Consider the following 24496-nt stretch of genomic DNA (forward strand, 5'->3'; position numbering starts at 1 on the left):
CAGGGTTAGCCCGACGGCATGACCAATGCCGACGACGCGTCCTCCATACCGGCCTCACCCGAGCCGCACCGGCTGTCGCCGCGCGACGAGTCCCGCGTGGCCCTGGCCCTGACGCTCCGTCAATTGGCCGACGCCGTACTGGATTCCGTACCGGTCGAGCCGGATCCCGCGCCGGGCGACCTGCTCCGTACCGCCCTGAGGCTCCAGCGTCGTATGGACGACGTCGTACGGGAGGCGGTGGTCGCCGAGCGGGAACGCGGCACCACGTGGAACCAGATCGGTGACGCCGCCGGCATCACCCGGCAGTCCGCCCACGAGAAGTGGTACAGCGACGTCCACGGCTGGGCGGCCATCGGGCGCAGCGCCCTGCCGCCGGAGCTGAAGACGCTGGAGGTGGCGGCCGAGGCGGACGCCCGTTACGCCAGGCTGCGCCCCGACCGACCGCACGCGGTCACCTCGGGCCTGGACGCGATCCGCTACCCCGGCTCCCACGCGTACGAGGCCAGCCTGCGCGCCCGCGGCGCCGCCCTCCATCTCCGCCGCACGGACCTGGACGCCCGGGCCACCCAACTCAACGATGAATACGGCGAGTTGCACGCCCACGGCCCGACCTCCGCCCCCTTCGGCGACGACCCGCTCCTGATCGAGACCCACCGCGGCCACGCAGACGCGGTACGCGCCAACCGCCTCGCGATCGCCGCGATCCACGACGAGATATCCGCCCTCTACGACGAACTCACCACCGCGGAGCCCTCCTTGGCGGACGAACACCACACCCAGTCCACCTGGCACCACAACGCCGCGACCCAGGCCCGCAGTTACGCCGACCTCCTCAACGGCGGGAGGAGTTAGCCGTCCGCGGGTCCTTGGGCGGCGGGCTTCGTAGGATGCCGTACGTGACGAAGAGCGTCGTGCTGTGGGACTTCGACGGGACCTTGGCGTTCCGGGACGGTAGGTGGCGCGGGTGTCTGGTGGAGGCGTTGGACGAGGTCGCGCCCGGGCATGGTGTGGTCGCTGCCGATGTGGCGCCCGGGCTGCGTGACGGCTTTCCCTGGCATCGGCCCGAGAGCGGGCATCCCGAGCTGAGCACACCTGACGCGTGGTGGGGCGCTCTTCAGCCGCTCTTCGTGAAGGCGTATGCCGGGGCGGGCGTCGAGGCGCGGCTGGCCGCCCTTGCCGCGAGCAGGGTGCGGGCCCGCTACATCGATGCGAGTCGTTGGACCGTCTTCCCCGACGCCGTCTCCGCGCTGGAGGAACTCGCCGCCGCCGGTTGGCTCCACGTCGTCGTCAGCAATCATGTGCCGGAGTTGGCTGGTCTGCTTCGGGATCTCGGGCTCGGTCGGCACTTCGCGGCCGTCGTCAACTCCTCGCTGGTCGGGTGGGAGAAGCCGCACCGCCGGATCTTCGAGGTGGCGTTGGACCGGGCCGGGTCTCCCGGGCGGGTCTGGATGGTCGGTGACAATCCGGTGGCCGATGTCGCCGGTGCCCAGGCCCTCGGGATCCCCGCGATCCTTGTCAGGCCGGGACAGGACGACGGGTTGCGACCGGCCGTGCGGCGCATCCTCGACGACGATGTGGCTGGGGATGGGGATGTGGATGTGGATTCCCCGCCTGCCTCGGCCACGGGAAGAGGCCTCCCGGAGATCTCTCCGGAAGGCCTCTGACCTGCTGCTTATCCTGGTGGGCGCGGACGGTTTCGAACCGCCGACATTCGCCTTGTAAGGGCGACGCTCTACCCCTGAGCTACGCGCCCAGGACGAGTCGACAGCCTACATTGCCGGGGGGCCTGTCCTGCAAACCCGTATCGCCGTGGAAGAAGGCCCGGGGGATGTCAGGGGGCAGGTCAGGGCACTCTCGGGGGTTTACCCCACCCCTAGTCCGGGAGTGCGCCGGATGCCCCGGCGGAGCGTCGCTCCCTACGGTCGAGGGGAGCCGTAGGAGTCACCGGGACTCCTCGTCCGTCCCAGGGGGAAATCACCGTGACCCGCACCGGCGCCCACAGCCGCACTCGTAGCCGCACCCGCGCCACCCGCGCCCTCACCGCCACCAGCACCCTCGCCCTGCTCCTCCTCACCGCCACCGCCTGCGGTACCGCATCCGCCGGGGACGACAAGCACCCCGATCACCGCACCTTCGCCCTGGCCGGCCGTACGCTCACCATCGACTCCGACGACTCCGCGCTGGAAATCGTCGCCGCGGACTCGAATCCGGCCGGGAAGATCGAGGTCACCCGGTGGTGGCAGGGGAGCGTGGCGATCGGGTCGGACCCCAAGGTGACCTGGGCGATGAAGGGCGACCGGCTGGTGCTGCGGACGAAGTGTTCCGGGGTGATCGCCGACTGTTCGGCCAAGCACCGGATCGAGGTGCCGCGCGGGGTCGCCGTGAAGGTGGAGGACGGGGACGGGAGTGTGCGGGCGCAGGGGTTCGCGGACGCCCTCGACATTCGTACGCACGACGGGTCCATCCACGTGACCGACTCCAGCGCACCGCTGACCCTGCACAGCGGGGACGGTTCCGTGCACGCCGAGGTGTCGTCCCGGCAGGTGCGGACGACCACCGGTGACGGATCGGTGCACCTCGAACTCGGCGCCGTACCCGACCTGGTGGAGTCCAGCAGCGGGGACGGGTCCGTGACGATCGCGTTGCCGGCGGGCGCCGCCAAGTACCGGGTGAGCACCAAGACCGGGGACGGATCGGTGGATGTGTCGGTGCCCCGGGACTCGTCGAGTTCTCATGTGGTGACCGCCCACACCGGCGACGGGAAAGTCACGGTGCGGAACGCGAACTGACCGGCCCGTGTGTTCGTCCTCTACCGGTGGGAGAATGACAACGGTCAGGACGGACAACACGGGAGAGGGATGTGACGGCGACACCAGCGCAGCCGTATTCGCCGCTCACAGGGCCCCGGCGCGGTCCCACCGCCGCCTGTGCCCCGCACCTCGAACCCCCCGCCCGTATCTCTCGCGCCGCCCTCGACACCCTCACCCTGATCAGCCTCCCCCTGCTCGCCGCCCTCGCGCTCACCCTCCCCGCCACGTTCGCCGGCGGCGGCACCCGGCGCTGGTTCGGCGGGCGGGCCGAGAGTCAGCGGGCCGAGGCGCAGGCGGCGAAGGATGCCGCGGCGGCAGCGTTCTACGAGCTGGACACCGCCCAGCGGGATCTGCGGATCTCGATAGACACCATCACGGCGGTCGACGACTCGCCGGCCGCCCGCCGGGCGGTCACCGACTTCGAGTCGCTGGGCCGCCGTATCGACGAGGCCAGCGAGCGGTACATCAACGCCGTCGACGCGCACGACCTCGACCGCGACGACCTGGAGGCCGCTGCCGCGAACCGTGCCCGCACCGAACTGACCGCCGCCAAGGACCAGTTGGGGCAGGTCAAGCAGGAACTGGACCGGTTCGAGAGCGGGCTCGGGCCGCTGCTCGGCAAGGCCGAGACCCAGCTCGCCCGGCTGGCGCCCGCCGTCGAGCGCGCCCGGCAGGCACTGCTCGCCGCCTCCAACGCCCTGGACGCCGTACGGGCATCAGGGCTGCGCGCCGACGCTCTCGCCGCCCGGCTCGCCGCGCTCGCACCGGAGCTGACGAAGCTGAACCAGGGCGCCGGGCAGCACGGCGTACCGCAGACGCTGGAGCGGGCCACCCAGGCCGCCCGGGAGGCCGAGGCCATCCGGGCCGAGGCGGAGCAACTGCCCGAGCGGGCCGCCGAGATCGACCACCGGCTGGTCTCCCTCCGCACCCGCGCCCAGGCGCTCACCACCCGCGCCGGTCAGGTCGACCCGGTGCTCAGCGAGCTGCGGCGGCGCTTCTCCGCCGCCTGCTGGCAGGACCTCCAGCAGGTGCCGCAGCAGGCCGGCGAGAACGTACGGCAGGCCGAGCTGAAGCTGAAGGAGGCGCAGGCCGCCCGGGACGCGCAGCGCTGGCCGGACGCCACGTCCCTGCTGTCGACCGTACGGGCGCTGCTGAACACCACCGACGAGGCCGTGTCGGCGGCCGGTGACCGGCTGCGCCGGCTGAACGCCGTGCAGAAGGACCCCCAGCAGGAGATCGACCGCACCCGCTTCGCGATCCGCGACGCCCAGCGCCTCGCGATGTCCGGCCGCACCACCCCCGAACCCCGCCACGCCCGCCCGCTCGACGACGCCGTAGCCCGCCTCGACCGCGCGATCGCCACGCTGGAGGGCCGCCACCCCGACTACTGGCACTTCCTGACAGAAACGGAAGCCGTACGCCAGTCCGTGACCCGGGTCGTCAGCCAGATCCGCGAGGAACGCGGAACCCCAGGGAAGTGACTGCGCGCCCACCGGCCCGCAGACCAACCCCGCCCGGTCCTCCTCGTCCGTCACCGTCACGCGCTTCATCGTGCGGCCGGTGATCGACGAGGCGCCGTCCAGGACACCGGGCCACCCTCCGGCGCGGACAACTCGCCGGTCTTGAGGGCGGCGCCGAGCGCCGCGAGCCGGGCCCGGGTGCCGTGCGGGCCGGACGCCGCGCAGTTCCCGGTCCGCGTCAGTGCGGTGGTCAGCCGTGCCCTGCCCGTCAACTTCGCTGCCGTGGGGGCCACTTGGGGCCGACCCGGCTATGCCGCCGTACGGTCAGAGAGGTCTCTACGAGGTCAATTCGGGGCGCGCGGATCCGTCGGCCGCCGTCACGGTACGGTGTGCGGCAGTCGATCGCCCGTTCTGTGATCGCCGACCATCAAGGGGGTTTCATGAATCACCGCCGCACGCGCCACCGTCGAAGACTGATCGCCATATCGGCCGGTTCGGCGGGTGCGCTGGCCGTCGTGCTGGGTTTGGGGCTGACGTCCGCGATGGCCACCGGGAAGACGTCCGACAAGCCCGCGACCGCCACGTCGTCGTCCGACCAGACGCCGCAGTGGGCGCCCGAGAACGACGAGGCGCCGCTGGGCAAGCACAACGCCAAGACCGTACGCCCTCAGACCCTCTCGGCCGACCGCAAGGCCGCGTCCGCTCTGCAGCTCAAGATTCCCGCACCGAGCGGGAAGTACAGCGTGGGCATGGTCGGCCTGCACCTCGTCGACAAGTCCCGTGCGGATCCGTACGTGTCCGGCAGCACGTCCCGCGAGCTCATGGTCTCGCTGTGGTATCCGGCCACCGCCACGTCCGGGCACTATCAGGCGCCGTGGATGCCGTCGATCTCCGGCGCCCACTTCCTCGCCACGCGCGGACTGTCGCCGCAGCGGGTGACCCTGCCGACCACGGCGGGTCATGTGCTCGCCCCGGTGAACACCACGCTCGGCAAGCTGCCCGTCCTGCTGTATTCGACCGGGCTGCACTCGGACCGCGCGATGGGCACCGCCCTCGTCCAGGATCTCGCCAGCCGCGGCTACCTCGTCGTCACCGTCGACCACACCCACGACGCCAACGAGGTGCAGTTCCCCGCCAACCGGCTTGAGGTCAACAAGATGCCGTCGGGGACCCACTCCTCCGACACGCTCAAGGTGCGCGCGGCCGACATCAAGTTCGTCATCAACCAGCTCAAAACGCTCAGCACGGGCGGCAACCCGGACGCCGGCAAGGCCACGCTCCCCACCGGGCTGACGAAGTCGGTCGACATGTCCCGCATCGGGATGTTCGGCTGGTCGCTGGGCGGCGCGGCGGTCGTCAACGCCATGCAGCTCGACAGCCGTATCGACGCCGGCGCCAACCTGGACGGCCAGTTCTTCGGGACGGCACCGAGCAAGGACCTGAAGCGCCCCTTCATGCTCTTCAGCTCCGCCGGCCACAACCGCAACAACGACGCGTCGTGGCGCACGCTGTGGTCGCACCTGAAGGGATACAAGGTCGACATCAAGCTCAAGGGCGCGGCGCACCTGTCCTTCAGCGACAACGAGTGGATGGTGGCCCAGGAGGCGAACCTGCTCGGGCTCTCCAAGGCACAGCTCCAGCAGCAGTACGGCACGATCGACCCGACCCGGGCGATCGCGGTCCAACGCGTCTATCTCGCGGCCTTCTTCGACCAGGAGCTGCTCAAGAAGCACAGCACCCTGCTCGACGGGACCAGCAGCAAGTACCCGGAGATCTCGTTCGTCCCCTGACCTGACGACTGATCGGACATCCGAAGGGCGGGTCCTGTTCGCGGGTCCGCCCTTCGGCGTGTCGCGAGTGGTGGTGGCCGATAATCCGCCGGCCGCCGCCCAGCGGCCCGTTCATACGTACGACACTCGGGCGATTGTGTGATGGTAATGTGACGGCGCAAGGCTAGAGCGTTCGATTGGTCGAACACTCGGGCGCCTGGTGCCAGTTGTGGAAGGATTCCTGCCCTGCCCTCCGCCCCCCGGGCGCCGCGCCGACACCGCATCCGCCGCCGCGCCGACATGCCGATACTTGGCGGGGTGCGCCCGCCGGTCGCCGCGCTCGTCGCACTTCTGCTGGTGGTCGCCACCCTGACCATGATCAGCCTCAACGGCATCCATGCCGGGCGGGTGCCGCAGGCCGTGTCGGACGGGGAGCAGCAGATCGCCGCGGACACCGCACTGTCGACGCGCACCACGATCGACGCCGAGGCGCGCACGCTACGCCGTACAACCGACGCGTACCCGGCGACAGGCACATCGACCCCCGCGACCGTACTCAAAGAACTGACTTCCGCCCGGAAGACGATCCTCGGCGGTGTGCTGCTCGACCCGCGCACCGGCAAACTCCTCGCGACCGGCGGGAAGACCGTGCAGCTGGCCGGGGTGAACGTCGTCAAGACGGCGTCCGGGCACGGGGCGATCCCGCCCCGGCTGGTGACGTCGGGCGGCACGCGGCAACTGCTGTACTTCGCCCGGGTCACGCTGCCCGCGCAGCAGGAGGACGCCAACCAGGACCAGAACCAGGTCTCCACCCAACGGCAGTGGCTGCTGGTGGTCTGCGAGGCGCTCCCCGCCCCCACGGTGTACGGCGACGGACGCACCGCCGAAGTGCTGGACGCGAGCGGCACCGCGCTCGCCGCCACGTCCCGCGGCACGGTGTCGCCGGCCGCCGGCGACCGCGGTCTGCCCTCGGCGGCGGCCCGCGCCGCGAAGGACTCGGGGCGTGACACCGACGCCTCGGGAAGCCTGCTGGGCGCCGCCACGGGCAGCCGGAGCACGGTGGCCGGCTGGGCCCAGGTCGCTTCGACGACCGGTCCGGGCGACACCGACGACCTCGGTCTCGTGGTGTTCACTCACCGCGCGGTGCCCGCCATGACCGCCACCGCCGACTACTCGGGCTTCGCCTTCCAGGCCGCGGGGGCACTGGCCGTGCTCGCGCTCCTGCTCGGGCTGGCTCTGCACTTCTCTCTGCAGCGGCCACTGCTGCGGTTGTACCTGTCCGCCGCCCGCCTGGCGCGGGGCGCGACCGAGGACGGGCCGACCGCGTGGGAGGAGCTGTCCCGGCCGGTCCCGGTGCACGGCTTCGGAGAACTGGCCCGGATCGGGCGGGCACTGGAGTCGCTGCGCGGGCAGCTGCTCGGCGAGAGCGGCCCGCAGGAGTTCCCGGCCCGGCGCGGACCGGGCTACCGGGCGCTGGCCATGGTCGGCGTGCTGGTGGTGGCCTGCTGGACGGTACCGATGATCTTCGTGCTGAACCGGGCGGACACCGCGACCGCGGTTCCGGCCCAGGTCCTCGCCGTCCAGCAGACGCGCACCGAGCTCGCGTCGAACCGGATCCGGCAGTCCCTCGACCAGCTGTACACCGACCTGAGCGGCGTGACCGCGACCCTGCCGGGCACGAGCCGGGCCGCCCAGGCCAAGGTTCTGCGGCACACCCTCGCCGAGCACAAGCAGTACCGCTCGCTGTATCTCCTGGACCGTTCGGGCGGCATCACGCTGCGCGTGGGGGGCACACCGCTGCGCACCATCGTCCACGTGCCCGACGGCGGCGGGATCACCACCGTCAACTCCTCGGGCCGGATCCCGGCGATCGCCGCCTACGCCCAGGTGCCGGCCGCCAAGGGCAAGGCCCCGGCGGCCGGGGTGGTCCTGTTCGGCGAGATCGACGTGAAGGCGCTCAACTCCATACTGTCCAGGCCGAAGCTGGGCAGCGTCTGGGTGACGGACGGCGACGACAAGGTGCTGGCCGCGAGTGTGGGCTACCGCGCCTTCCAGACGCTGCCCGACTCCGGCCTGAGCCGTCTCGCCCGCGCCACCCAGGGCGCCCCGGGGACCGCGGGCACCGCGGTCTCGCGAGTGCTCCGCACGTCCTCCGGCCCATCGGTCGACGCTGCCGCGCCGCTGGCACAGAGCGGCCCGACGACCCGCCTCGGCTGGCACGTGGTGACCGCGGAACCCGCGGCAGCGCTCCAGATTCCCGCGGTGCAGGCCGAGCAGCGCACCATGCTCGGAGGGATCCTGAGCCTGACCCTGGGCTCGGCCTGCATGGGCTGGCTGTACGTCGTGGTGATCCGGCCGCTGCGCTCGGTCGCGGTACTCGTCGAGCGGCTGGCCGCCGGAGATCGCCGTACCGTGCTGCACCCGGTCAACCACGACGAGGTCGGCTCGGTCACCCGCAGCCTGGAACTGATGCGCCAGGCCCTGGTGGAACGCGACCGGGCGGCCAGATCCGGCCACGCCGCCGGGACCTTCCCCTCCCTGCCTCAGACCACCCTCCAGCGCTAGAAGGACGGAATCGGCGTGCTCTTCCTCTATGTCATCGTCCTGCTGTGCTGCGCCGGGCTGTGGGTCGCCGGAATCGTGGAACAGCAGCGGCACTTCGCCTCGCTGGAGCAGATACCGACGCGGGTGCTGGTCAACGGCATCCGCGGCAAGAGCTCGATCACCCGGCTGTGCGCGGGCGCGCTGCGCGGCGGCGGCCTGGTCACGGTGGCCAAGACCACCGGCACCGCCGCCCGGTTCATCCATCCGGATGCCACCGAGGAGCCGGTGTACCGCAAGTTCGGGCTGGCCAACATCGTCGAGCAGATCGGCATCGTGCGGCGGGCGGCGACCTACCGGCCGGACGCGCTGGTGATCGAGTGCATGGCGGTGATGCCCGCGCTGCAGGAGATCAATCAGGAGAAGCTGATCCGTTCCACGATCGGTGTGCTGTGCAATGTCCGCGAGGACCATCTGGAGGAGATGGGGCCGACGCTGGACGACGTCGCCCGCTCGCTCTCCCGCTCGATGCCGGTGGGCGGGGTGTGCGTGACGGCGGAGAAGGACCGGCTGCACATCCTCCAGGAGGAGGCCGACAAGCGGAACTGCCGTCTGATCGCGGTCGATCCGGAGTCGGTGACCGACGCCGAGCTGCGCGGCTTCAGCTGGTTCACCTTCAAGGAGAACGTGGCGATCGCGCTCGCCGTCGCCCAACTGCTCGGCGTGGAGCGGCAGACCGCGATGCAGGGGATGTGGGACGCGCCGCCCGACCCGGGCGTACTGTCGGTGGAACGCTACGTCACCCCCGAGGGCAAGCAGCTGCGGTTCGCCAACGTCTTCGCGGCCAACGACCCCGAGTCGACGCTGATGAACGTCCGGCAGCTGGAGGATCTGGGCGCGATCCGACGGCCGGTCAGCGTCGTCATCAACTGCCGCCCGGACCGGGTGGAGCGCAATGGCCAGATGGGCGCGATCGTGCCCGACCTGGGCGCCGAGACGGTGTTCCTGATCGGCCACCCGACCAAGAGCGCCCGCGACGCGATCCCGGCCGGCTTCACCGGGCGGGTGGTGGATCTCGGCGGCGACCGCCGGGACCCCGGGGAGGTGACCGAGGCGATCCTCGCGGAACTCGGCCCGTCCTCCTCGCTGGTGGCGGTCGGCAACATCCACGGCCAGGGCGAGCTGTTCCTGGAATGCCTCGCCGGGCTGCCGCTGGACGCCTCCGAGGAACCGCTCGACGCCGTTCCCCACGGCGACGGCCTGGACCAGGAGACGATGCAGATCGTGCTGGTCCGGCCGCAGGTCGCGATGGCCCGGCCGCCCGAGCCGGAGCCGTTCAGCTGGGTGGCACCGCTGGAGACAACCCAGAGCATCCGCATCCCGGAGCAGCGCGAACTCGCCCGCCGGTTCGCCGCCCGCCACGGCCGGCCCGATGACCGGAGCGACGACGGCGACCCGCACTACTCCTACGATCCGACCCAGTCCACGAGGAACCCGTGATCCCCGCCAACCTCACCGCACAGACCGCCGCGCTCGGGATCGCCCTCGGGCTGGTCTTCTCGCTCGTCTGCTATCTGACCACCAACCTCTCCCCCGGAGGGATGATCACCCCGGGCTGGATCGCCCTCACGCTCGTCACCGACGTGCAGCTGGCCGGGCTGATGGTCGTCGTGGCGGTACTCACGTACTTCACTACGAAACTGCTGCAGCGCACGGTGATTCTCTACGGCAAGCGGCTGTTCGCCGCCGTGGTGCTGAGCGCGGTGCTGATCCAGACCACCGTGATGCTCGCCCTCAGTCACGAGTTCCCACTGCTGTACACATCACAGACCCTTGGCTTCATCGTCCCCGGTCTGGTGTCCTACCAGATGGTCCGTCAGCCGATGGCGGCCACGCTCATCTCGACCACGGCGGTGACGCTGGCCACGTACGTGGTGCTGGTCTCCGGTCTCCTGATCGGCGCCCTGCCCACCGGCTGACCCGTCCACCGCGCTCCCACCCCGTACTTCCAGGAGGAACGGCCATGCACTCCCAACCCGCCGGCAGACCCAGCCGCCCGACTCGCCGCGCCCTGCTCGGGACGATCGCGGGTGTGGCGGCCGCCGGGGTGGCGGGCGCGTACGCCTGGGACCACCTGGAAAACGGCGGCGACAGCTCCGGCGGCACGGCGGCCGACGGCAAGGACACCGGCTCAAGCACCGGGAAGCACACCTTCGAGCGGCTGTCCGCCCCCGACCGCACCGTGGTCCGCGCCTCCGACGGCGGCACGCTCGCCACGTTCACCGACGGAGCCCGTACGGCCGTACTCACCGGGCCCTCCCGTACCTTCAGCGAGCGGCGGACCACCGAGTCGAAGGTGACCACGGACGCCTGGGTACGGGTGCTGCCGCACATCTGGCAGCAGGGCATGGAGAAGTCCGCCTGGTTCCCGACCTGGTTCGGCAAGACGCTCGGGGCCACCAGCCCGGACGTCTTCGCGGTGGCGTTCCAGTACAGCAGCGCCGGGGCGGCCGACAAGCGCAACGCCGACGACGTGCGCTACGCGGGCACCGCGCACTTCGGCCCGCGCAACGACGAGGTCGCCAACCCGCTGGACTTCGCCTACTACGACGAGAAGTCCGACTTCTACGACTATCTGGGCGTTCCCTGGGACTTCCCGGACGGCACGCGCGTGCAGCCGGAGCAGGACCGCTACGGCTGCGTCGACTGCTCCGGCTTCCAGCGTCTGGTGTGGGGCTACCGCATGGGCTTCCCCGTGCACAACACCAACACCAAGGGCGTCGGTCTGCCGCGCCGCGCCTTCGCCATCGCCGCCTACGGTCCCGGCCGCGTGGTGATCCCTCACACCGGCACGAAGCAGGCCACCGACCTGGGCACCCTGCAACCCGGCGATCTGGTCTTCTTCGCCATCATCAAGGACCGGCCGGACTTCATCGACCACGTCGGCATCTACATGGGCCTCGACGACAAGGGGCGCCACCGCTTCTACTCCAGCCGTTCCGCCGCCAACGGCCCGACCATGGGCGACCTGTCGGGCCACGCGCTGCTGGACGGCACCGACTTCTACGCCCGCGGCTTCCGGTCGGCCCGCCGCCTGTGATCCCGTCGCCAGTGCACCGCGGCCCCACCTGACCTGCTGACCCGAGGACCACTGCCATGACCGCCATCCCCGCCGTCCGGCCCACCGGAGCGCACCGAGGCCGCCGGGCGGCGACCCGTCGATCCGGCCCGCCGGAAGACGCCCCGCGCTGGGAGCGCCCGGCGCTCGCCGCGGTGCTGGCCGTCGCCACGGCGCTGTACTCCTGGGGCATCGGGCACGCCGCGCTCCACCCCTTCTACGGTGCGGCGATACGTTCGATGGCCGGCGGCTGGCGTGCCTTCTTCTTCGGCGGGCTCGACACCAACGGTTCGATCAGCATCGACAAACTGCCCGGCGCCTTCTGGCCCGACGCCGTCTCCGTCTGGCTCTTCGGCCCGCACACCTGGGCGGCCGCTCTTCCGCAGGTCGTCGAGGGCGTGCTGACGGTATGGCTGCTGCACCGGATCGTCCGGGCCTGGGCCGGGCCGTTCGCCGCGCTGATCGCCGCGCTGGTGCTCACCCTCACCCCGGTCACCGTGGTCCTCAACCGGGCCACCATCCCGGACACCGCGCTCACTCTGCTCCTGGTGGCGGCGGCCGGAGCGCTGCAGAAGGCGGTGCGCACCGAGCGGCTGCTGCCGCTGATCACCTGCGGGATCTGGATCGGGCTCGCCTTCCAGGCGAAGATGCTGCAGGCGTGGCTGGTGCTGCCGGTCTTCGCCGTCGTCTACCAAGTCGTCGCGCCCGGCACGCCGTTGAAGCGCGCTCTGCGCTTTCTGCTGGGCGGTACGGTCGCGCTGGCGGTCTCCTGCTTCTGGGTGCTGATCGCCTGGGCGACACCGGTCGCCGACCGCCCGTACCTCGACGGAACGTCCGACAACAATCCGTTCGCCCTGGTCTTCGGCTACAACGGCCTGAGCCGCTTCAGCAGCGATTCCACCGCGTTCGGCGCCGTCGCCGGCACCGCCAACAGCCGCACCACCGGCAACACCGGCTGGAACATGCTGATCAACGACACGGTCGGCCCGCAGGTCGCCTGGTTCCTGCCGCTCGCCGTGCTCGCCGCGGTCCTGGGCGTCGTCTGGCGCGCCGGGCAACCGCGAACGGACCTGACGCGCGCGGGATTTCTGCTGTGGGGCGGCTGGCTGGCCGTGCACGCCGTGGTGTTCAGCGCCTCCAACGGCAACCACGCCTACTACATGGCCGTCATCGCCCCGGCGCTCGCCGCGCTGGCCGGCGGCGGGCTCGCGCTCTTCCGATCGGAGTACGAGTCGGCGCACGATCCGGAGCACAAGCCGGAAGCCGATCCGGAATACGAGCCGGAACAGGAACCGGAACAGGAACCGGAGCCCTGGTCGCCGTACGTGTCGGCGTACGAGTCGAAGCCCGGGCCGGAGGACGAGTCCGAGGACGAGTCGAAGCACGAGTCGGGCGGCCGGCGGCACTTGGCGCTGCCTGCGGCGATCGTGCTGACGGTGGGGTGGGCGCTGGTGCTCGACCGGCCGACCGGATTCGTCTCCTGGCTGCTGCCGATCGCCGTGATGCTCGCGCTGTGCGGGGTGGTGGGCCTGTGGAGCCGCGGGCCGCGCACCTCCCCGCGAATGGTCAGCGGCGCCCTCGCCGCCGGGATCACGGCCACCCTGGTCGTACCGGCCGGCTGGGCCGTCTCCAGCCTCGACCCGCTCTACGCGGGCGCCTCCACCGCGCCGATAGCCGGTCCGGTCGGCAACGCGTACTACGCCGGCGTCCGTGAACACCACGCGCCGCGGAGGATAGGGCTCGACCGGCCCAGCGCCCGCGACACCGCGCTGCTCGACTACCTCACCACGCACCGCCGCGGCGAGAAGTACCTGCTCGCCACCCAGACCGCCTACGGCGCCGAGCCGCTGCTGCGTGCGAAGTCCGAACCCATCCTCGTCATGGGCGGCTTCACCGGCAACACCCCCTTCCCCACCACCCAGCAGCTCGCCGGCCTGGTCACCGCCCACCAGCTGCGCTACGCACTGCTCACCACCCAGCGCCCCACCACCGCCGCCACCACCTGGGTGAAGTCCCACTGCACCGTCATCCGGCCCAGCGCCTACGGCCGCAGCACCGGCGGGAGCTTCACGCTGTACGACTGCGGCCCCAAGGGGTGAGGCAACATCCCGAAGTCGCCTCAAGCACACACACGAGGAGGCCCGGGAAGACGAAGTCTTCCCGGGCCTCCTCGGTCATGGCAGCCCGATCAAGAGCGCAGGTGCCGGATCAGCTCCGCCCCGCAGCCCGCCAGCGCGCCGCCGCACAGGCACACGAGGAGCGACCGCGTCGACGGCAGTCCCCTGTGGGTGATGAAGCCCTCGATCAGAGCGCCACAGACACCGGCCAGTACGAAGAGCAGGATGCGTCCAACACTGGATGTCATCGTCACGTCACCAGTATCCGTAGTAGACGAGGTAGATGTACGGCCAGGAGACGCCCCACTTGCGATGAGTGCCGTACTTGAAGATGAACACCTTCTGCCGGGGCGACCAGTTGTCGCCGATGTACGAGCTGAGGACGCCCGCGACGATGCCCGCGATGATGGCGCCCCACAGCCCGGTCTTGGATGCCACACCTCCGGCGATGCCCCAGACCGCGCCCTGTGCGATCGCACGCTGGTCGGCCTTGTTCAGGACCACCGCGATGTACGGCTTGGTCTTGTAGATCTTGAACAAGCCATTCAGGTCAAGGGCGTTGACCGGGTCCTGGCCCGCATAGTCGTAGGCGTTGGCACTGCCTCCGAAGACCGGGTCGGTGGTAAGGAACCGTCCTGCGCTCGGTTCGTAGAGGCGGGCGCCCATGAGAATGTCTCCGGTGGGCGTCTCGCTGGAGCGCTGCTTGCCGCCCAGCCAGCCGTAACGCGAGGTGCTGGTGCCGGTGAGCGGATTGCCGTACTCGTCGGCCGCCATCACCAGGACCGGGGTGGCGCTGTCGTTGATGGGCAGCACCATGTTGATGTCGCCGTGCAGATTGGTGAGTTGCAGCAGGATGTCCCCGTTCGCCGAGGAGTAGATGGCGCTGAGGTCTCCAGCCAGGTCGTTGATGTTGCGCGTGTAGGCGCTCGTGCTCTCACGGATCCAGGAGGGCGAGTCCGAGGAACCGTCGTAGTGGTTGGTGCGGGCCGCGCTCTGGGTCCAGCTGCCTGACGTGTTGGTTTCCGACGTAGCGGACCGGATGCGGCCTGCGGGGTCCAGCTGCCAGGTGACGCGGCTGGTGCCGGAGGTCTGCTGGTAGGCCAGGTCGTTGGCGTAGTACGCGGTCGTCGTCCCACTGGGTTCAGCGGTCGTACGGCCGAGGGCGTCGTAGGTGTAGCCGCTGTCGACCAGCCGGTCGGCGGTGTCGTAACTGTGGCTGACCGTGGTTCCGCCGCTGGTGGGGCAGGTCGCCTTGGCGGCGCCGACGGCCGTGGTCAGACCCGTGCGGTTGGAGTCCTTGTCGAAGGCGTAGTGCCGCGTGGTGCAGGTACTGCTCGCGCCAGTGGTGGCGCTGGTGGTGAGGACGGTCTGGCCGACGTCCGAGAGGCGGCTCGCGGCGTCGTAGGCGTACGTGTTGTTGAGGCCGAGGCCTCCGGTGGTGGACTGGGCCCGGCTGACCTCCAGCCCGGTTCCGGAGTACCCGGCCTGGTCGGAGAGCAGTACGTTCCCGCTCGCGTCGGTGTAGACCCGGGAGGTGGCCTGTCCGGTCTCGTCCGTGGTGATCTTGAGGGTGATCGATCCCGGCAGGGACTCCGTGCTCAGGTTGCCGTCGGCGTCATAGGTGGCGCCGAAGGCCCCGGCGTTGGAGTCGGTCTGCGTCGTCGGCACACCGCGTGGGTCCTTGCTGGTGTCGTAGGTGTAGATGGTGGTCGACGGTGCCGTGTCGGTGGTCTGCGTGGGGCGGTCCAGCGCGTCGTACTGGACCGCGACGGTGTTCCCGTCCGCGTCGGCCGACGAGATCCCACGGCCGAGTTGGTCGTAACTCCAGGTGTTCGAGGCGCCGTCCGGCGTCGAGACCTTCGACTGCTGACCGTTGCTCGCGTTGTATGCCGTGATCGTCGTCTGCACAGCCTGGCCGACACCGCCGGAGACCGCGACCGTGTTCTTGCGGCCCGCCGCGTCGTAGGTGGTGGTGCTGATACGGGTGACGCCGTTGGCGGTCTGGGTCACCGTGCTCGGCGCGCCGTACAGGTTGTACGTGGTCGTCGTGGTGGTCCGCTGGCTCGGGTTGGCGCCACCACCGGTGATGGCTCCGGCGGGAGCGGTCTGGCAGACCAGGTCGGCCCACTCGGGGTGGCCTCCGCAGGGACTGCTTCCGGTAGCGGTGTAGTAGGTGGTCGTGGTGGCACCGGCGTCGGAACCGGTGGAGGACGGCTGGGAGTTGGAGATCACCTTGCCGGCGGAGTTGTACCCCGTCGCGGTGGCGATCGCCAGGCCCGCCGGGTCGACCGTGGTCTTGGTCGCCTGTCCCAGCGTCCAGTCGTAGGTGGTCCTGGTGGTACGCGGGTCCGCGTCCGTGGCGTAGCCCGCGACGGTGCTGCCGGTGACGGCCGTGGTCACCAGACCGGACGCGTTCGCGGAGCCGTCGGTGGGACGGCCTTCGTCGTAGGTGTTGTGGATGTGTGTCCGGGCGGCGACGACGGAGCCGGCCGCACGGGCGGCGCTGGTCCCCGAGGCGGCCAACGCGTGCTCCAGGGTGACCTGGTGCAGCGGGCTGTACGAGTCGGTCAGGAGCTGGCCGCTGCTGTCGCGGACGTTCACCGTGGACAGCAGGTTGGCACGCTGCGCGGTGGTCATCGCTGCCAGTCCGAGCACGTTGAGCTCGGTGTTGGTGCTCGCGGCCAGGGCGAGTTCGCGGTTGGCGGCGCTGAGCTGGCGAGCGGCGTTCCCGAGAGCGTCGTAGTCGGTGGTGGTGATGTGCCCGCCGGGCGAGGCCGTGTTGGACTCGCGCCCGCTGACATCGAAGTAGTGGATGTCGGCGCGGGTGTAGGAGTTGGAGGTGAGGTTTCCGGATCCGGTGTTGGAAGTGGGAACCTGATCCGCGGGGAAGATCGCCGTGGCGTCGGTCGGCGCATCGGCCTGGGCCAAGGAGGCCACGTCCGAGGCGCTCATCGCGTAGGGGCCGCCCGCCGAGGTGGTGAGGGGCACGTCGTAGACGACGGTGGTGGTCGCCGTGCCGTTGGTCGTCGACGCGGAGCCCGGGGTGAGGGTCGGGCGGGAGACGCTCAGCAGGCGTCCCGCGTTGGTGTCGCCGCTGGTGCCGGCGGTGCCGTAGGTGAACGTCCAGGGGAGCTGGCCCGGAGGCGTGAGTGTGGCCACCCGGCCGGCCGAGGTGTAGGTGTACGCGGTCACGAGGTTGGGCGTGATCTGCGGGTTCCACTCCTGGCGGAGGGCGCCGGTGGAGTCGTACGCGTACTGGGCGACGACCTTGGACGTCTCCGTTCCCGTGGCCGGGTCGGTGGCCCACATGCTGATCATGCCGACCTGGCCGGCGTAGTCACCGAACGTACCGCTGGTCGTGCCCGTCGCGGTGGTCGCGGTGGCATAGCTCAGTTGCAGGACCCGGCAGCCCACCGCCGGCGTCGTCGGGGTGAGGCAGGACGCGTTGGTGTCGGAGATCGCGGACGTGGGCGCGGCCATCCGGGCCAGGCGCATCGTGGTGGTGCTGCCGCTGGTCACGGAGTCGAAGCGGTAGCGCACCGAGGTGCCGCTGCCCGGCGGGCTCGACGAAGCGACAGCCCACGCTCCCGCCGTGGTGGCGGACTTGGCGAAGACCGTCGTCGTTCCCGAGGTGTCGGTCAGCGTGTAGGTGTCCGCGGAGCTGCTGTAGCTGAGCGTGTACGCCTCGGCGCCGGGCTCCGGAGTCCAGGACCCGCTGCTGCTCTTGGTGAACGAGACCTGGGTGCCGGCCGCGCCGACGAGTTGCACCGCGGTGGAGGTCACCGGACGGATCTCGGTGTAGTCCGTGAGCGCTGTCACGGAAGCGCCCGCCAGTTGCCAGCCGGGCCCGAAGGGTGCGATCTGACCGGCCGGAGGGGCCCCCTGGGAGGTGCGGGAATCGAGTGTCTGGCCGATCGACATGCCGAAGGCGGGTATCGCCGGGCCGGACAGCGTGTAGTTGCCGGTCGACAGGTTGAGCGTGCCCGGGCCGACCGGGGCGCTGGCGGTCTGGGTGGCCGCGCGGTCCAAGGTGGCCGTCACAGCCGAGGTGTCGTGGGCCGCCGAAGAAGTGTCCGTGAACTCGGCACGGACCTGGACCGAGCCGTCGTCGCCCAAGGTGCTGGAAACGTCCCAGACGAGCGGGGAGTTGGCACCGCTCGTGACGGTCACCGGCCAGCTGCTCACGGCGTTGCCGCCGGACGTCACGTCGGCGACCGGGATGGTGGTCCAGCTGTCCGTGGCGGATCGCCGGTACTGGAACTTCACCGACTGCCACGTCGATGACGCCGCGGCGGCGGTCAGCGTGACACGCCGCGCGGTCCTGGCACCGTCGGTGGGCGAGGTGACGGCGCCGTTGCCCGCGTTGAAGCCGTAGACCGTCGACGCGGACAGGTTGCCGGCGTTGTCGCGGGTGGAGACGGTCAGGGTGTGCGGGCCGTCCGCGGACGGAGTGACGCTGACGCTCACGGCGCTACCGGTGGTCGCCACGGAGTTCTGCGCCCCGGAGTCGAGCTGCCAGACGACGCCGGAGGTGTCCGTGCCGCCGGAGGGCGGGGTGATGGTGAACGCGCCGCTCTGTCCGGCGCCCTTCGCCCAGCCGCCGGAGGGGTAGTCCGTGGAGGCGACCGTCGGCGCGCCGGGCTTGGTGGTGTCGATCGTGAAGACCAGTCCGTTCGGGACGGTCTGACGCGACCACAGGGAGCCGTCGTACCCATAGGGCCACGCGGTGTAGGTGTGGCCGTTCACCAGTGTTCCGGACGGGACGGAGGCGCTGGAGATGCCTCCGGAGGCGGTCCAGCTGCCGTTGAGGTTGGAGATGACCTTGGTGTTGGCGCCACCGGTGGTGTCGTAGACGTTCCACTGGGTCATGACGTTGCCACCGTCGGCGTCGGTGACGGTCGACTGGAGCTGCGGGGTGGTCGTGTTGGTGTAGAGAGTCGTGGTGGAGCCGGAGACCGAGGAGACACCGGGCGCCACGGTGGGGGCGGTCGGCATCGGGTACGAGTTGTAGGTCACCGACAGGTAGGGCACGTTGGCGGAGGCGTTGGCGGAGTAGAAACGCTTCCAGCTGTTGCTGTCCGTCTCGTCGGACGCCCTCAGGCCCAGGTAGGCGACGTCGTAGCCGTTGTCACCGGCGTACTGGAGGAAGGTCGAGGGGTCGATGGAGACCCAGCCCTCCGCGCTGGAGGTGGTGCAGTCGCTGGAGTAGCCCTTGGTCTGGGAGGTCGTGGCGTACTTCGCCTTCCAGACCGGCTGGTTCGACCAGACCGTGTCCGTGGAGGACTCTCCGGACTCCCACAGTTCCCATGGCGACTGGACGCAGCCACCGGCCCAGTACTCGTACAGGTTCAGCGACGAGGACAGGATCTGCGTGTTGTCGAGCTGGAGGACCGGGAACTCCAGGAACGAGCGGGCGACGTCCGTGCCGCCGTCGTAGGTGCCCAGCTTCAGGTCGGTGGACGTGTACTCGGGGGCTGTGTCGGTGTTCTCCACCCACGTGTCCAGCAGGGGAGAAAGACTCGTGGAGGGGTCCACCGTGACCGGGTACCGCGTGTTGGGGTCGGCCAGGAACGTCGCGTCCGGGGTCAGGGTGAGATTCACCGTGTCGCCGGACTGGGACATCGTCATCTTCACCCGGGCACGGTGCGGGTGCTCCAGGGACTTGGCGTCGACCTGCGCGTCCCACATCACCGGCGCCGGGATGGTGCCGACGACCTTGTGGTGGGCATCGGTGAAGGTGATCGAACCGTTCTTGCGCTGCTTGGCCGTCAGCCCCTTCGCGGAGACGGGAATGGTCACCGTGTAACCGGCCTCGGGGCGCGACTTGAGGACCACGTTCTCCTCGAAGCCGGTCCGCGTCGCCTGTACGGTCACATCCGCGCCCGGCGTGACGTTCGCGTAGGTGGCGGTGGTGCCCTTGAGGGACGGCTTGGGAAGCGTTCCCTTCCAGCCGACCGCTACCCGGTGCTTGCCCGATCCCAGGCCGGCAAGCACGGCGTTCTTGCCACCGGGCGCGAGAACCAGGCCATTTTGCTGGGCCTTGGGCGCCACAGCGCCATCGGCGTTCATATGCAGGGTCGTATCGACATCAACCCATTTCCCGGCTCGCTTGAAGCGGATCGGCGCCGCATACGACCGGGTGGTCACCGTGCCATTCGGATTTGCCCACGTTGTGCTCTTGGCGGTGATTTGGTCGAGTATCTCGACCTTGCGCTTACGCAGTCGGGCTGTGGCGAATGCCGACGCCGCGTCAGGAGCGGAGAGCGGCCCGGCAGAGGCGGGGCGGGGCTTCGCCGCCGAGACGGCGGGCACCTTGTGAGCGGAGACGGCGAAGGCCTGTCCAGTGGTCGAGAGGGCTACGGCCGCTTCGGTGACAAGTAACAGCGCCAGCGTCGTTGCCGTTGCCACTCGCCCAGGGGAGAGGGGCAGGGATCTGCCGTTCGGTCTTATTCGGAAATGGCCTGTACGTCTGTTCCTCACGGGACTCCCCTGGCATGTCAGGGCGCAGGCGGCGCCCAGAATCACACAAGAGATACCGGTGGGGATCTTCACGGTCTAGACACATTTCAGGCCGCCAAAGCTGATCAATTACGACGAAAAATGATCGCCAGAACTATATGCGCACTCGGGCGGCAATTAAATCCAAAGTATTTGGTCGCCAGGGGTCAAAAACGCACCCTCGGCACCAAGGAAGGATTACCTTCGGGTCATGGTCGGGCAAAGACGCACTCGTGAAGCCGTAGTGAGGATGCGTCAGAAAATCCCATGGCCCGTATGCCCCGGCGCTACGGACGCTGCCCCCTTGACGGATCGCCCGCACCCGACGCCCTGGCGATCCGCTGCCGCCCGGGGCGGTCGCGCCCGTGTCACTCCCGTTAGCCTGTCCTCATGCCTCGCTACGAGTACCGCTGCCGCACGTGCGGATCCACGTTCGAACTGAGTCGGCCTATGGCGGAGTCGTCCGCGCCGGCGGACTGCCCCGCGGGGCACGACGACACCGTGAAGCTGCTGTCTGCCGTGGCCGTGGGCGGTACTACGTCCGCCCCCGCGACCGGAGGTGGCGGTGGGGGCGGTTGTTGTGGTGGCGGGTGCTGCGGCTAGACGAAGTCTGTGCCGTGCGTTGTTGGGTGGGCCGCTCTCAGGAACTCCTGGAGGATTCGTTCGCCTGCCAGGACGCCTCGCTCGGGTAGGGCTGTGATGTTGGGGGCCGTCCACGCCTCGTCCGCCAGTTCTCCGTGGCCTGGGCGCCAGCCCTTGTCCGCGGCGAGGAGCAGGTCGGCGTCCAGGAGCGAGTCGCCGGCTGCGAGGGTCAGGGTGGCGCCGGTGCGGTGGGCCACCTCTCGCATGGCCGCGCTCTTGGTGAGGGGCTTCGGGACGGCGTAGATCTTGCGGCCCTGCAAGGACACCGTCCAGCCTCGGTTCTCCGCCCAGACCGCCAGCTCCTTCACCCATTCCTCGGGGAGGAGTTCGCGCTCGACGACGAGGTAGGCGAAGAGGTCCTCGGCGACGCGGTGTTTGCGGACCCAGGCCGGGTCGGCGGAGTCGGCGAGGTACTGCCGGACCTCCTCCAGCGGGGCGCACTCGGCGGCCAGCTTCGACTGCACCCGCGCGTGCCAGGCCTCGTCGGTCACGCCGTCGACGAGGAGGTGGCCGCCGTTGGCGCAGATCGCATACTTCGGTTCCGGGCCGGGCAGGCTGATGCGCTGGTACTGCTTGCGGGTGCGGGTGGTGGTCGGCACGAAGACGGCCGCGTCACCGAGTTCGGTGAGGAGTCCGGCCGCGGTCTCCGTCATGAAGGACAGCGGTTTGCTCTCGTGCACCTCGACGCAGAGCAGCCGGGGCGCCCGCGCGTCCGGCATCGTCAGGGCGAGGGCGGCCGAGGAGTAGATGAGCGTACGGTCGAGGTCGCTCGCGACGAGTACCGGCATCAGACCGCCACCGCCCTGCCGTCGGCGCCGGTCGCACCGCGCGTGTACTTGGGGTGGATCAACCCCACGCAGGTGTACGGCAGTTCGGCCACCTCCTCGACGGGCACGCCCCGCTGCTCAGCGAGCAGTCTGACGTGGTCGAGGTCGGCGCCCGCACCGGCTCGCGCGAGGATCTTCCAGGGCACCCGGCGCAGCAGCACCCGGGTGGTCTCGCCGACGCCGGGCTTGACGAGGTTCACGTCGTGGATGCCGTACTCCTCGCTGATCCGCTCAACTGCCGCCCAGCCCTCCCAGGTTGGGGTGCGGTCGGCGGCGAGCAGTTCCTTGGCGAGGACGGTCACCGCGTCCGAGACCTCCGGGAATTGGGCGGCCACGGCGTCCAGGAAGTCCACGGAGACGTCGGCTCCGGCGAGTTCGCGGTAGAACTTGGCGCCGTGGAAGTCGTGCGGGCCGACCAGGTCCGAGCGGAGCACCGTACGCGAAATCAGCCCCGACACGGTCGAGTTGAGGCAGGCGGAGGGGATGAGGAAGTCCTCGCGGGTGCCGTACGTCTTCACGCACGAACCCGGATCGGCGAGTACCGCGATCTCCGGGTCGAAGCCGGTGATGCCGTCGGACTCCTCGAACTCCCTGACCGCGTCGGCGAGTTCGCGGGTGATGGCGCCCTTGCCGGTCCAGCCGTCGACGAACACGACGTCGGCGGGGTCGTGGTGGGCGGCGAGCCAGCGGAGCGCGTTGGCGTCGATGCCCCGACCGCGCACGATCGACACGGCGTAGTGCGGGAGGTCGAGACCGTGGCGGTGCTGGGCCCAGCGGCGCATCAGGACGCCTACGGGGGTGCCGGCGCGGGCGAGGGAGACGAGGACGGGGTGCGGGGAGCGTTCGGCGAGGACGAGTTCGGTGACCGCGCCCACGGCCAGCGCGAGTCGTCCGGCGGCCTCGTCCAGGGCGGTGTGGAACAGCTGCTGATACTGCTCGCTCGGCTGGTACTCCACCGGCAGCGATTCCGCGTAGTGCGCGCCGCCGCTCTGGATGGCCTCCTCGCGCTCCTCGGTCGGCGCCTCCAGCGTCACGTCCGAGAGGTCCTGGAGCAGCCAGCCGACCTCTTCGGGCGCGTACGAGGAGAAGGCGGGGCCGCGGAGGGGGTCGGGGAGCATGGGGGGCCTTTCGGGGACGTACGAGGGAACCACCGCGAGGACGACGTGCGGGGTGTGTTCGGCGAGCCTCGCCAACAGGCCGTCCGGGGCGTGGAGTTCGGGGGTGTCGGCGGTGTCGTCGAGCACGGCTACGACCGCGTCGAAACCGGCGCCGGCGATGTTGTAGGCGTAGCGGTCGCCCGGGCCGTCGGCGGGGGTGTCGTGGGCCGGGAAGGTCAGGCGGGTTCGTATCGCGTAGCCCGGGTCGTCCACCGCGAGGACGGGTGAGCGGGTGGTGGTGGAGTAGGTGACGTCGGCGTCGACGACCTGCTCCAGCTCGCGGGCCAGTCTCAACGGGGCGTACATCAGCTCTTCGAAGCCGAGGATGTGCACGCGGCGAGCGTCTTCCGGGAGGGCTTCAGCGAGGCGGGCTGCCATTGCGGGGAGGGCGCGTTCGAGGCGTATTCGGTGATGGGGGGTGAAGCCGTGTCTTCCGCCATCGGGGAGGTTTCCGGGCCAGCGGAGTTCGACTCGGGTGATCCGGTTGTGGGTCGAGTGCGGGCCGGTGGGGGCCGGTCGCGCAGTTCCCCGCGCCCCTGGGGGGTTGGGGGTCGGGGGGGCTTCGAGGCGCGGGGCGATTTCGGTGATCGGAGCGGTTTCGGTGATCGGGGCAGTTTCCGGACTCGGGGTGGCTTCGAAGCTCGGGGCAGCTTCGATGCGCGGAGTGGCTTCGCTGCTTGAGTCGGGTTCGATGCGCGAGGTGGCTTCGCGGCTCGGGTCAACGGCATCGCCCTCGTCTGTCAGGGGCGCGGGGAACTGCGCGACCAGCCCAGACGGCGCCGCAGACGACGAACCACCTGTCTCGGCACCCCCCGACTCGTACCTCGCCACCAACTCCTGGCCCTTCTCAAGGACCCCATCCGGCAAACGCACCGTCCCCGAGGCCGCCGCCACCAGGTCCACCCTCGCGCCTATCTCCGCCGCGAACTCGTCCAGACGGCCCGCGTCCGCCGCCGAGCGCATGTCGACCAGGGCGACCACCACGTATCGGTCACGCGGGTAACGCTCGTGCAGGTCGCGGATCGTGTTCAGGACCGTGTTGCCCGTCGAGAACTCGTCGTCGACCAGGATCAACGGGCCCTCGCCCGAGAGGAGTTGGGGGTTCTCGGGGAGGAGGAGGTGGGACGTCGCGTGGGAGTGGGACTCCTCGAAGCCGCCCGCCGTGGCGACGCCGGCGACCGGGCGGCGGGTCGAGTGGAGGTAGGGCGCGAGGGCGATGCCGTCCGCGACCGCGTGGCCGAGGCCCGTCGCCGTCTCCGCGTAGCCGAGAACCACCGCCCGGGCGCACTCCTCCGCGCCGAGGAGTTCGCGTACCCGGCGGCCCAGGGTGAACCCGTAGCCGTACACGATCGACGGGGACTGCGGGACGTGCTTGCCGAGCACGTTCGACACCAGCAGGTGGGCCCGCTTGGGGTTGCGGCGGAGGGCCAGGCCCAGGAGGTCGGTCAGCTCGGGGTCGCCGAGCAGTTCGACCCCGAGCCGCTCCGCGACCCAACTGCCCGACCAGACCCCGTTACCGCCCGACCGGACACCGTCGTTCACTGCCTTGTTCATACG

16 protein-coding genes and 1 tRNA gene are annotated in these 24496 nt (G+C 70.3%); 11 read left to right on the plus strand and 6 right to left on the minus strand.

What is annotated here, in order from left to right:
- The first annotated feature begins 18 nt into the window (after positions 1–18).
- On the plus strand, positions 19–852 hold the full coding sequence (locus tag OG407_RS17210; RefSeq protein WP_405859012.1) for a hypothetical protein: 834 nt from the start codon (positions 19–21) through the stop codon (positions 850–852).
- Positions 853–896: 44 nt separating this feature from the next.
- Positions 897–1664, plus strand: a complete 768-nt coding sequence (locus tag OG407_RS17215) for an HAD family hydrolase (RefSeq protein ID WP_405859014.1) — start codon at positions 897–899, stop codon at positions 1662–1664.
- 14 nt (positions 1665–1678) lie between these two features.
- Here OG407_RS17215 and OG407_RS17220 read toward each other — a convergent pair.
- Positions 1679–1753 (minus strand) — tRNA-Val (locus OG407_RS17220).
- Positions 1754–1979: 226 nt separating this feature from the next.
- Between OG407_RS17220 and OG407_RS17225 the strand changes: the two genes are divergently transcribed.
- The gene (locus OG407_RS17225; protein WP_405859016.1) at positions 1980–2789 is read left to right on the plus strand and encodes a DUF4097 family beta strand repeat-containing protein; all 810 of its coding nucleotides are present in this window, start codon (positions 1980–1982) and stop codon (positions 2787–2789) included.
- Between the two features lie 167 nt (positions 2790–2956).
- Positions 2957–4291, plus strand: a complete 1335-nt coding sequence (locus tag OG407_RS17230) for a hypothetical protein (protein ID WP_405868450.1) — start codon at positions 2957–2959, stop codon at positions 4289–4291.
- Between the two features lie 65 nt (positions 4292–4356).
- On the opposite strand, the gene OG407_RS17235 is transcribed toward OG407_RS17230, so the two are convergent.
- Positions 4357–4563, minus strand: a complete 207-nt coding sequence (locus tag OG407_RS17235) for a hypothetical protein (protein WP_405859018.1) — start codon at positions 4561–4563, stop codon at positions 4357–4359.
- Positions 4564–4710: 147 nt separating this feature from the next.
- Between OG407_RS17235 and OG407_RS17240 the strand changes: the two genes are divergently transcribed.
- The 6 genes from OG407_RS17240 to OG407_RS17265 all read left to right on the plus strand — a co-directional run bounded on the left by OG407_RS17240 (position 4711) and on the right by OG407_RS17265 (position 13797).
- On the plus strand, positions 4711–6060 hold the full coding sequence (locus tag OG407_RS17240; RefSeq protein ID WP_405859020.1) for an alpha/beta hydrolase family protein: 1350 nt from the start codon (positions 4711–4713) through the stop codon (positions 6058–6060).
- A gap of 297 nt (positions 6061–6357) precedes the next feature.
- The gene (locus OG407_RS17245) at positions 6358–8604 is read left to right on the plus strand and encodes a HAMP domain-containing protein (RefSeq protein WP_405859022.1); all 2247 of its coding nucleotides are present in this window, start codon (positions 6358–6360) and stop codon (positions 8602–8604) included.
- Positions 8605–8619: 15 nt separating this feature from the next.
- The gene (gene pgsB / locus OG407_RS17250) at positions 8620–10080 is read left to right on the plus strand and encodes a poly-gamma-glutamate synthase PgsB (protein ID WP_405859024.1); all 1461 of its coding nucleotides are present in this window, start codon (positions 8620–8622) and stop codon (positions 10078–10080) included.
- The gene (locus OG407_RS17255) at positions 10077–10559 is read left to right on the plus strand and encodes a poly-gamma-glutamate biosynthesis protein PgsC/CapC (RefSeq protein WP_403599047.1); all 483 of its coding nucleotides are present in this window, start codon (positions 10077–10079) and stop codon (positions 10557–10559) included. Before pgsB ends, OG407_RS17255 begins: the two co-directional genes overlap by 4 nt.
- Before the next feature lie 44 nt (positions 10560–10603).
- The gene (locus tag OG407_RS17260; protein WP_405859026.1) at positions 10604–11680 is read left to right on the plus strand and encodes an NlpC/P60 family protein; all 1077 of its coding nucleotides are present in this window, start codon (positions 10604–10606) and stop codon (positions 11678–11680) included.
- Positions 11681–11736: 56 nt separating this feature from the next.
- Complete coding sequence (locus OG407_RS17265; RefSeq protein WP_405859028.1) at positions 11737–13797, plus strand: ArnT family glycosyltransferase; 2061 nt, start codon at positions 11737–11739, stop codon at positions 13795–13797.
- An 89-nt stretch (positions 13798–13886) separates the two neighbouring features.
- Here the strand turns inward: OG407_RS17265 and OG407_RS17270 are convergent, their stop codons facing one another.
- Together OG407_RS17270 and OG407_RS17275 are read right to left on the minus strand one after the other, a co-directional pair.
- The gene (locus tag OG407_RS17270) at positions 13887–14069 is read right to left on the minus strand and encodes a hypothetical protein (protein ID WP_403599056.1); all 183 of its coding nucleotides are present in this window, start codon (positions 14067–14069) and stop codon (positions 13887–13889) included.
- Position 14070: 1 nt separating this feature from the next.
- Positions 14071–19884: an RHS repeat-associated core domain-containing protein gene (locus tag OG407_RS17275; protein WP_405859031.1), complete on the minus strand. Its 5814-nt coding sequence runs from the start codon at positions 19882–19884 to the stop codon at positions 14071–14073.
- 819 nt (positions 19885–20703) lie between these two features.
- On the opposite strand from OG407_RS17275, the gene OG407_RS17280 reads away from it, so the two are divergent.
- Positions 20704–20916, plus strand: a complete 213-nt coding sequence (locus tag OG407_RS17280) for a zinc ribbon domain-containing protein (RefSeq protein ID WP_405859033.1) — start codon at positions 20704–20706, stop codon at positions 20914–20916.
- Here OG407_RS17280 and OG407_RS17285 read toward each other — a convergent pair.
- Together OG407_RS17285 and OG407_RS17290 are read right to left on the minus strand one after the other, a co-directional pair.
- Positions 20913–21743, minus strand: a complete 831-nt coding sequence (locus OG407_RS17285) for an HAD family hydrolase (RefSeq protein ID WP_405859035.1) — start codon at positions 21741–21743, stop codon at positions 20913–20915. The genes OG407_RS17280 and OG407_RS17285 overlap by 4 nt on opposite strands.
- Positions 21743–24493, minus strand: coding sequence for a phosphoribosyltransferase domain-containing protein (locus OG407_RS17290; RefSeq protein ID WP_405859037.1), 2751 nt, complete (start codon positions 24491–24493; stop codon positions 21743–21745). The genes OG407_RS17285 and OG407_RS17290 overlap by 1 nt, the downstream gene beginning before the upstream one ends.
- Between the last annotated feature and the right edge of the window lie 3 nt (positions 24494–24496).

Source organism: Streptomyces sp. NBC_01515, assembly GCF_045040345.1.
Taxonomy (GTDB): Bacteria; Actinomycetota; Actinomycetes; order Streptomycetales; family Streptomycetaceae; genus Streptomyces.

Coding starts and splice junctions, on each gene's coding strand:
- OG407_RS17290 (WP_405859037.1), bottom strand. CDS start 24,493: ATGAACAAGGCAGTGAACGACGGTGTCCGGTCGGGCGGTAACGGGGTC.
- OG407_RS17240 (WP_405859020.1), top strand. CDS start 4,711: ATGAATCACCGCCGCACGCGCCACCGTCGAAGACTGATCGCCATATCG.
- OG407_RS17265 (WP_405859028.1), top strand. CDS start 11,737: ATGACCGCCATCCCCGCCGTCCGGCCCACCGGAGCGCACCGAGGCCGC.
- OG407_RS17275 (WP_405859031.1), bottom strand. CDS start 19,884: ATGAACGCCGATGGCGCTGTGGCGCCCAAGGCCCAGCAAAATGGCCTG.
- OG407_RS17260 (WP_405859026.1), top strand. CDS start 10,604: ATGCACTCCCAACCCGCCGGCAGACCCAGCCGCCCGACTCGCCGCGCC.
- OG407_RS17210 (WP_405859012.1), top strand. CDS start 19: ATGACCAATGCCGACGACGCGTCCTCCATACCGGCCTCACCCGAGCCG.
- OG407_RS17280 (WP_405859033.1), top strand. CDS start 20,704: ATGCCTCGCTACGAGTACCGCTGCCGCACGTGCGGATCCACGTTCGAA.
- OG407_RS17285 (WP_405859035.1), bottom strand. CDS start 21,743: ATGCCGGTACTCGTCGCGAGCGACCTCGACCGTACGCTCATCTACTCC.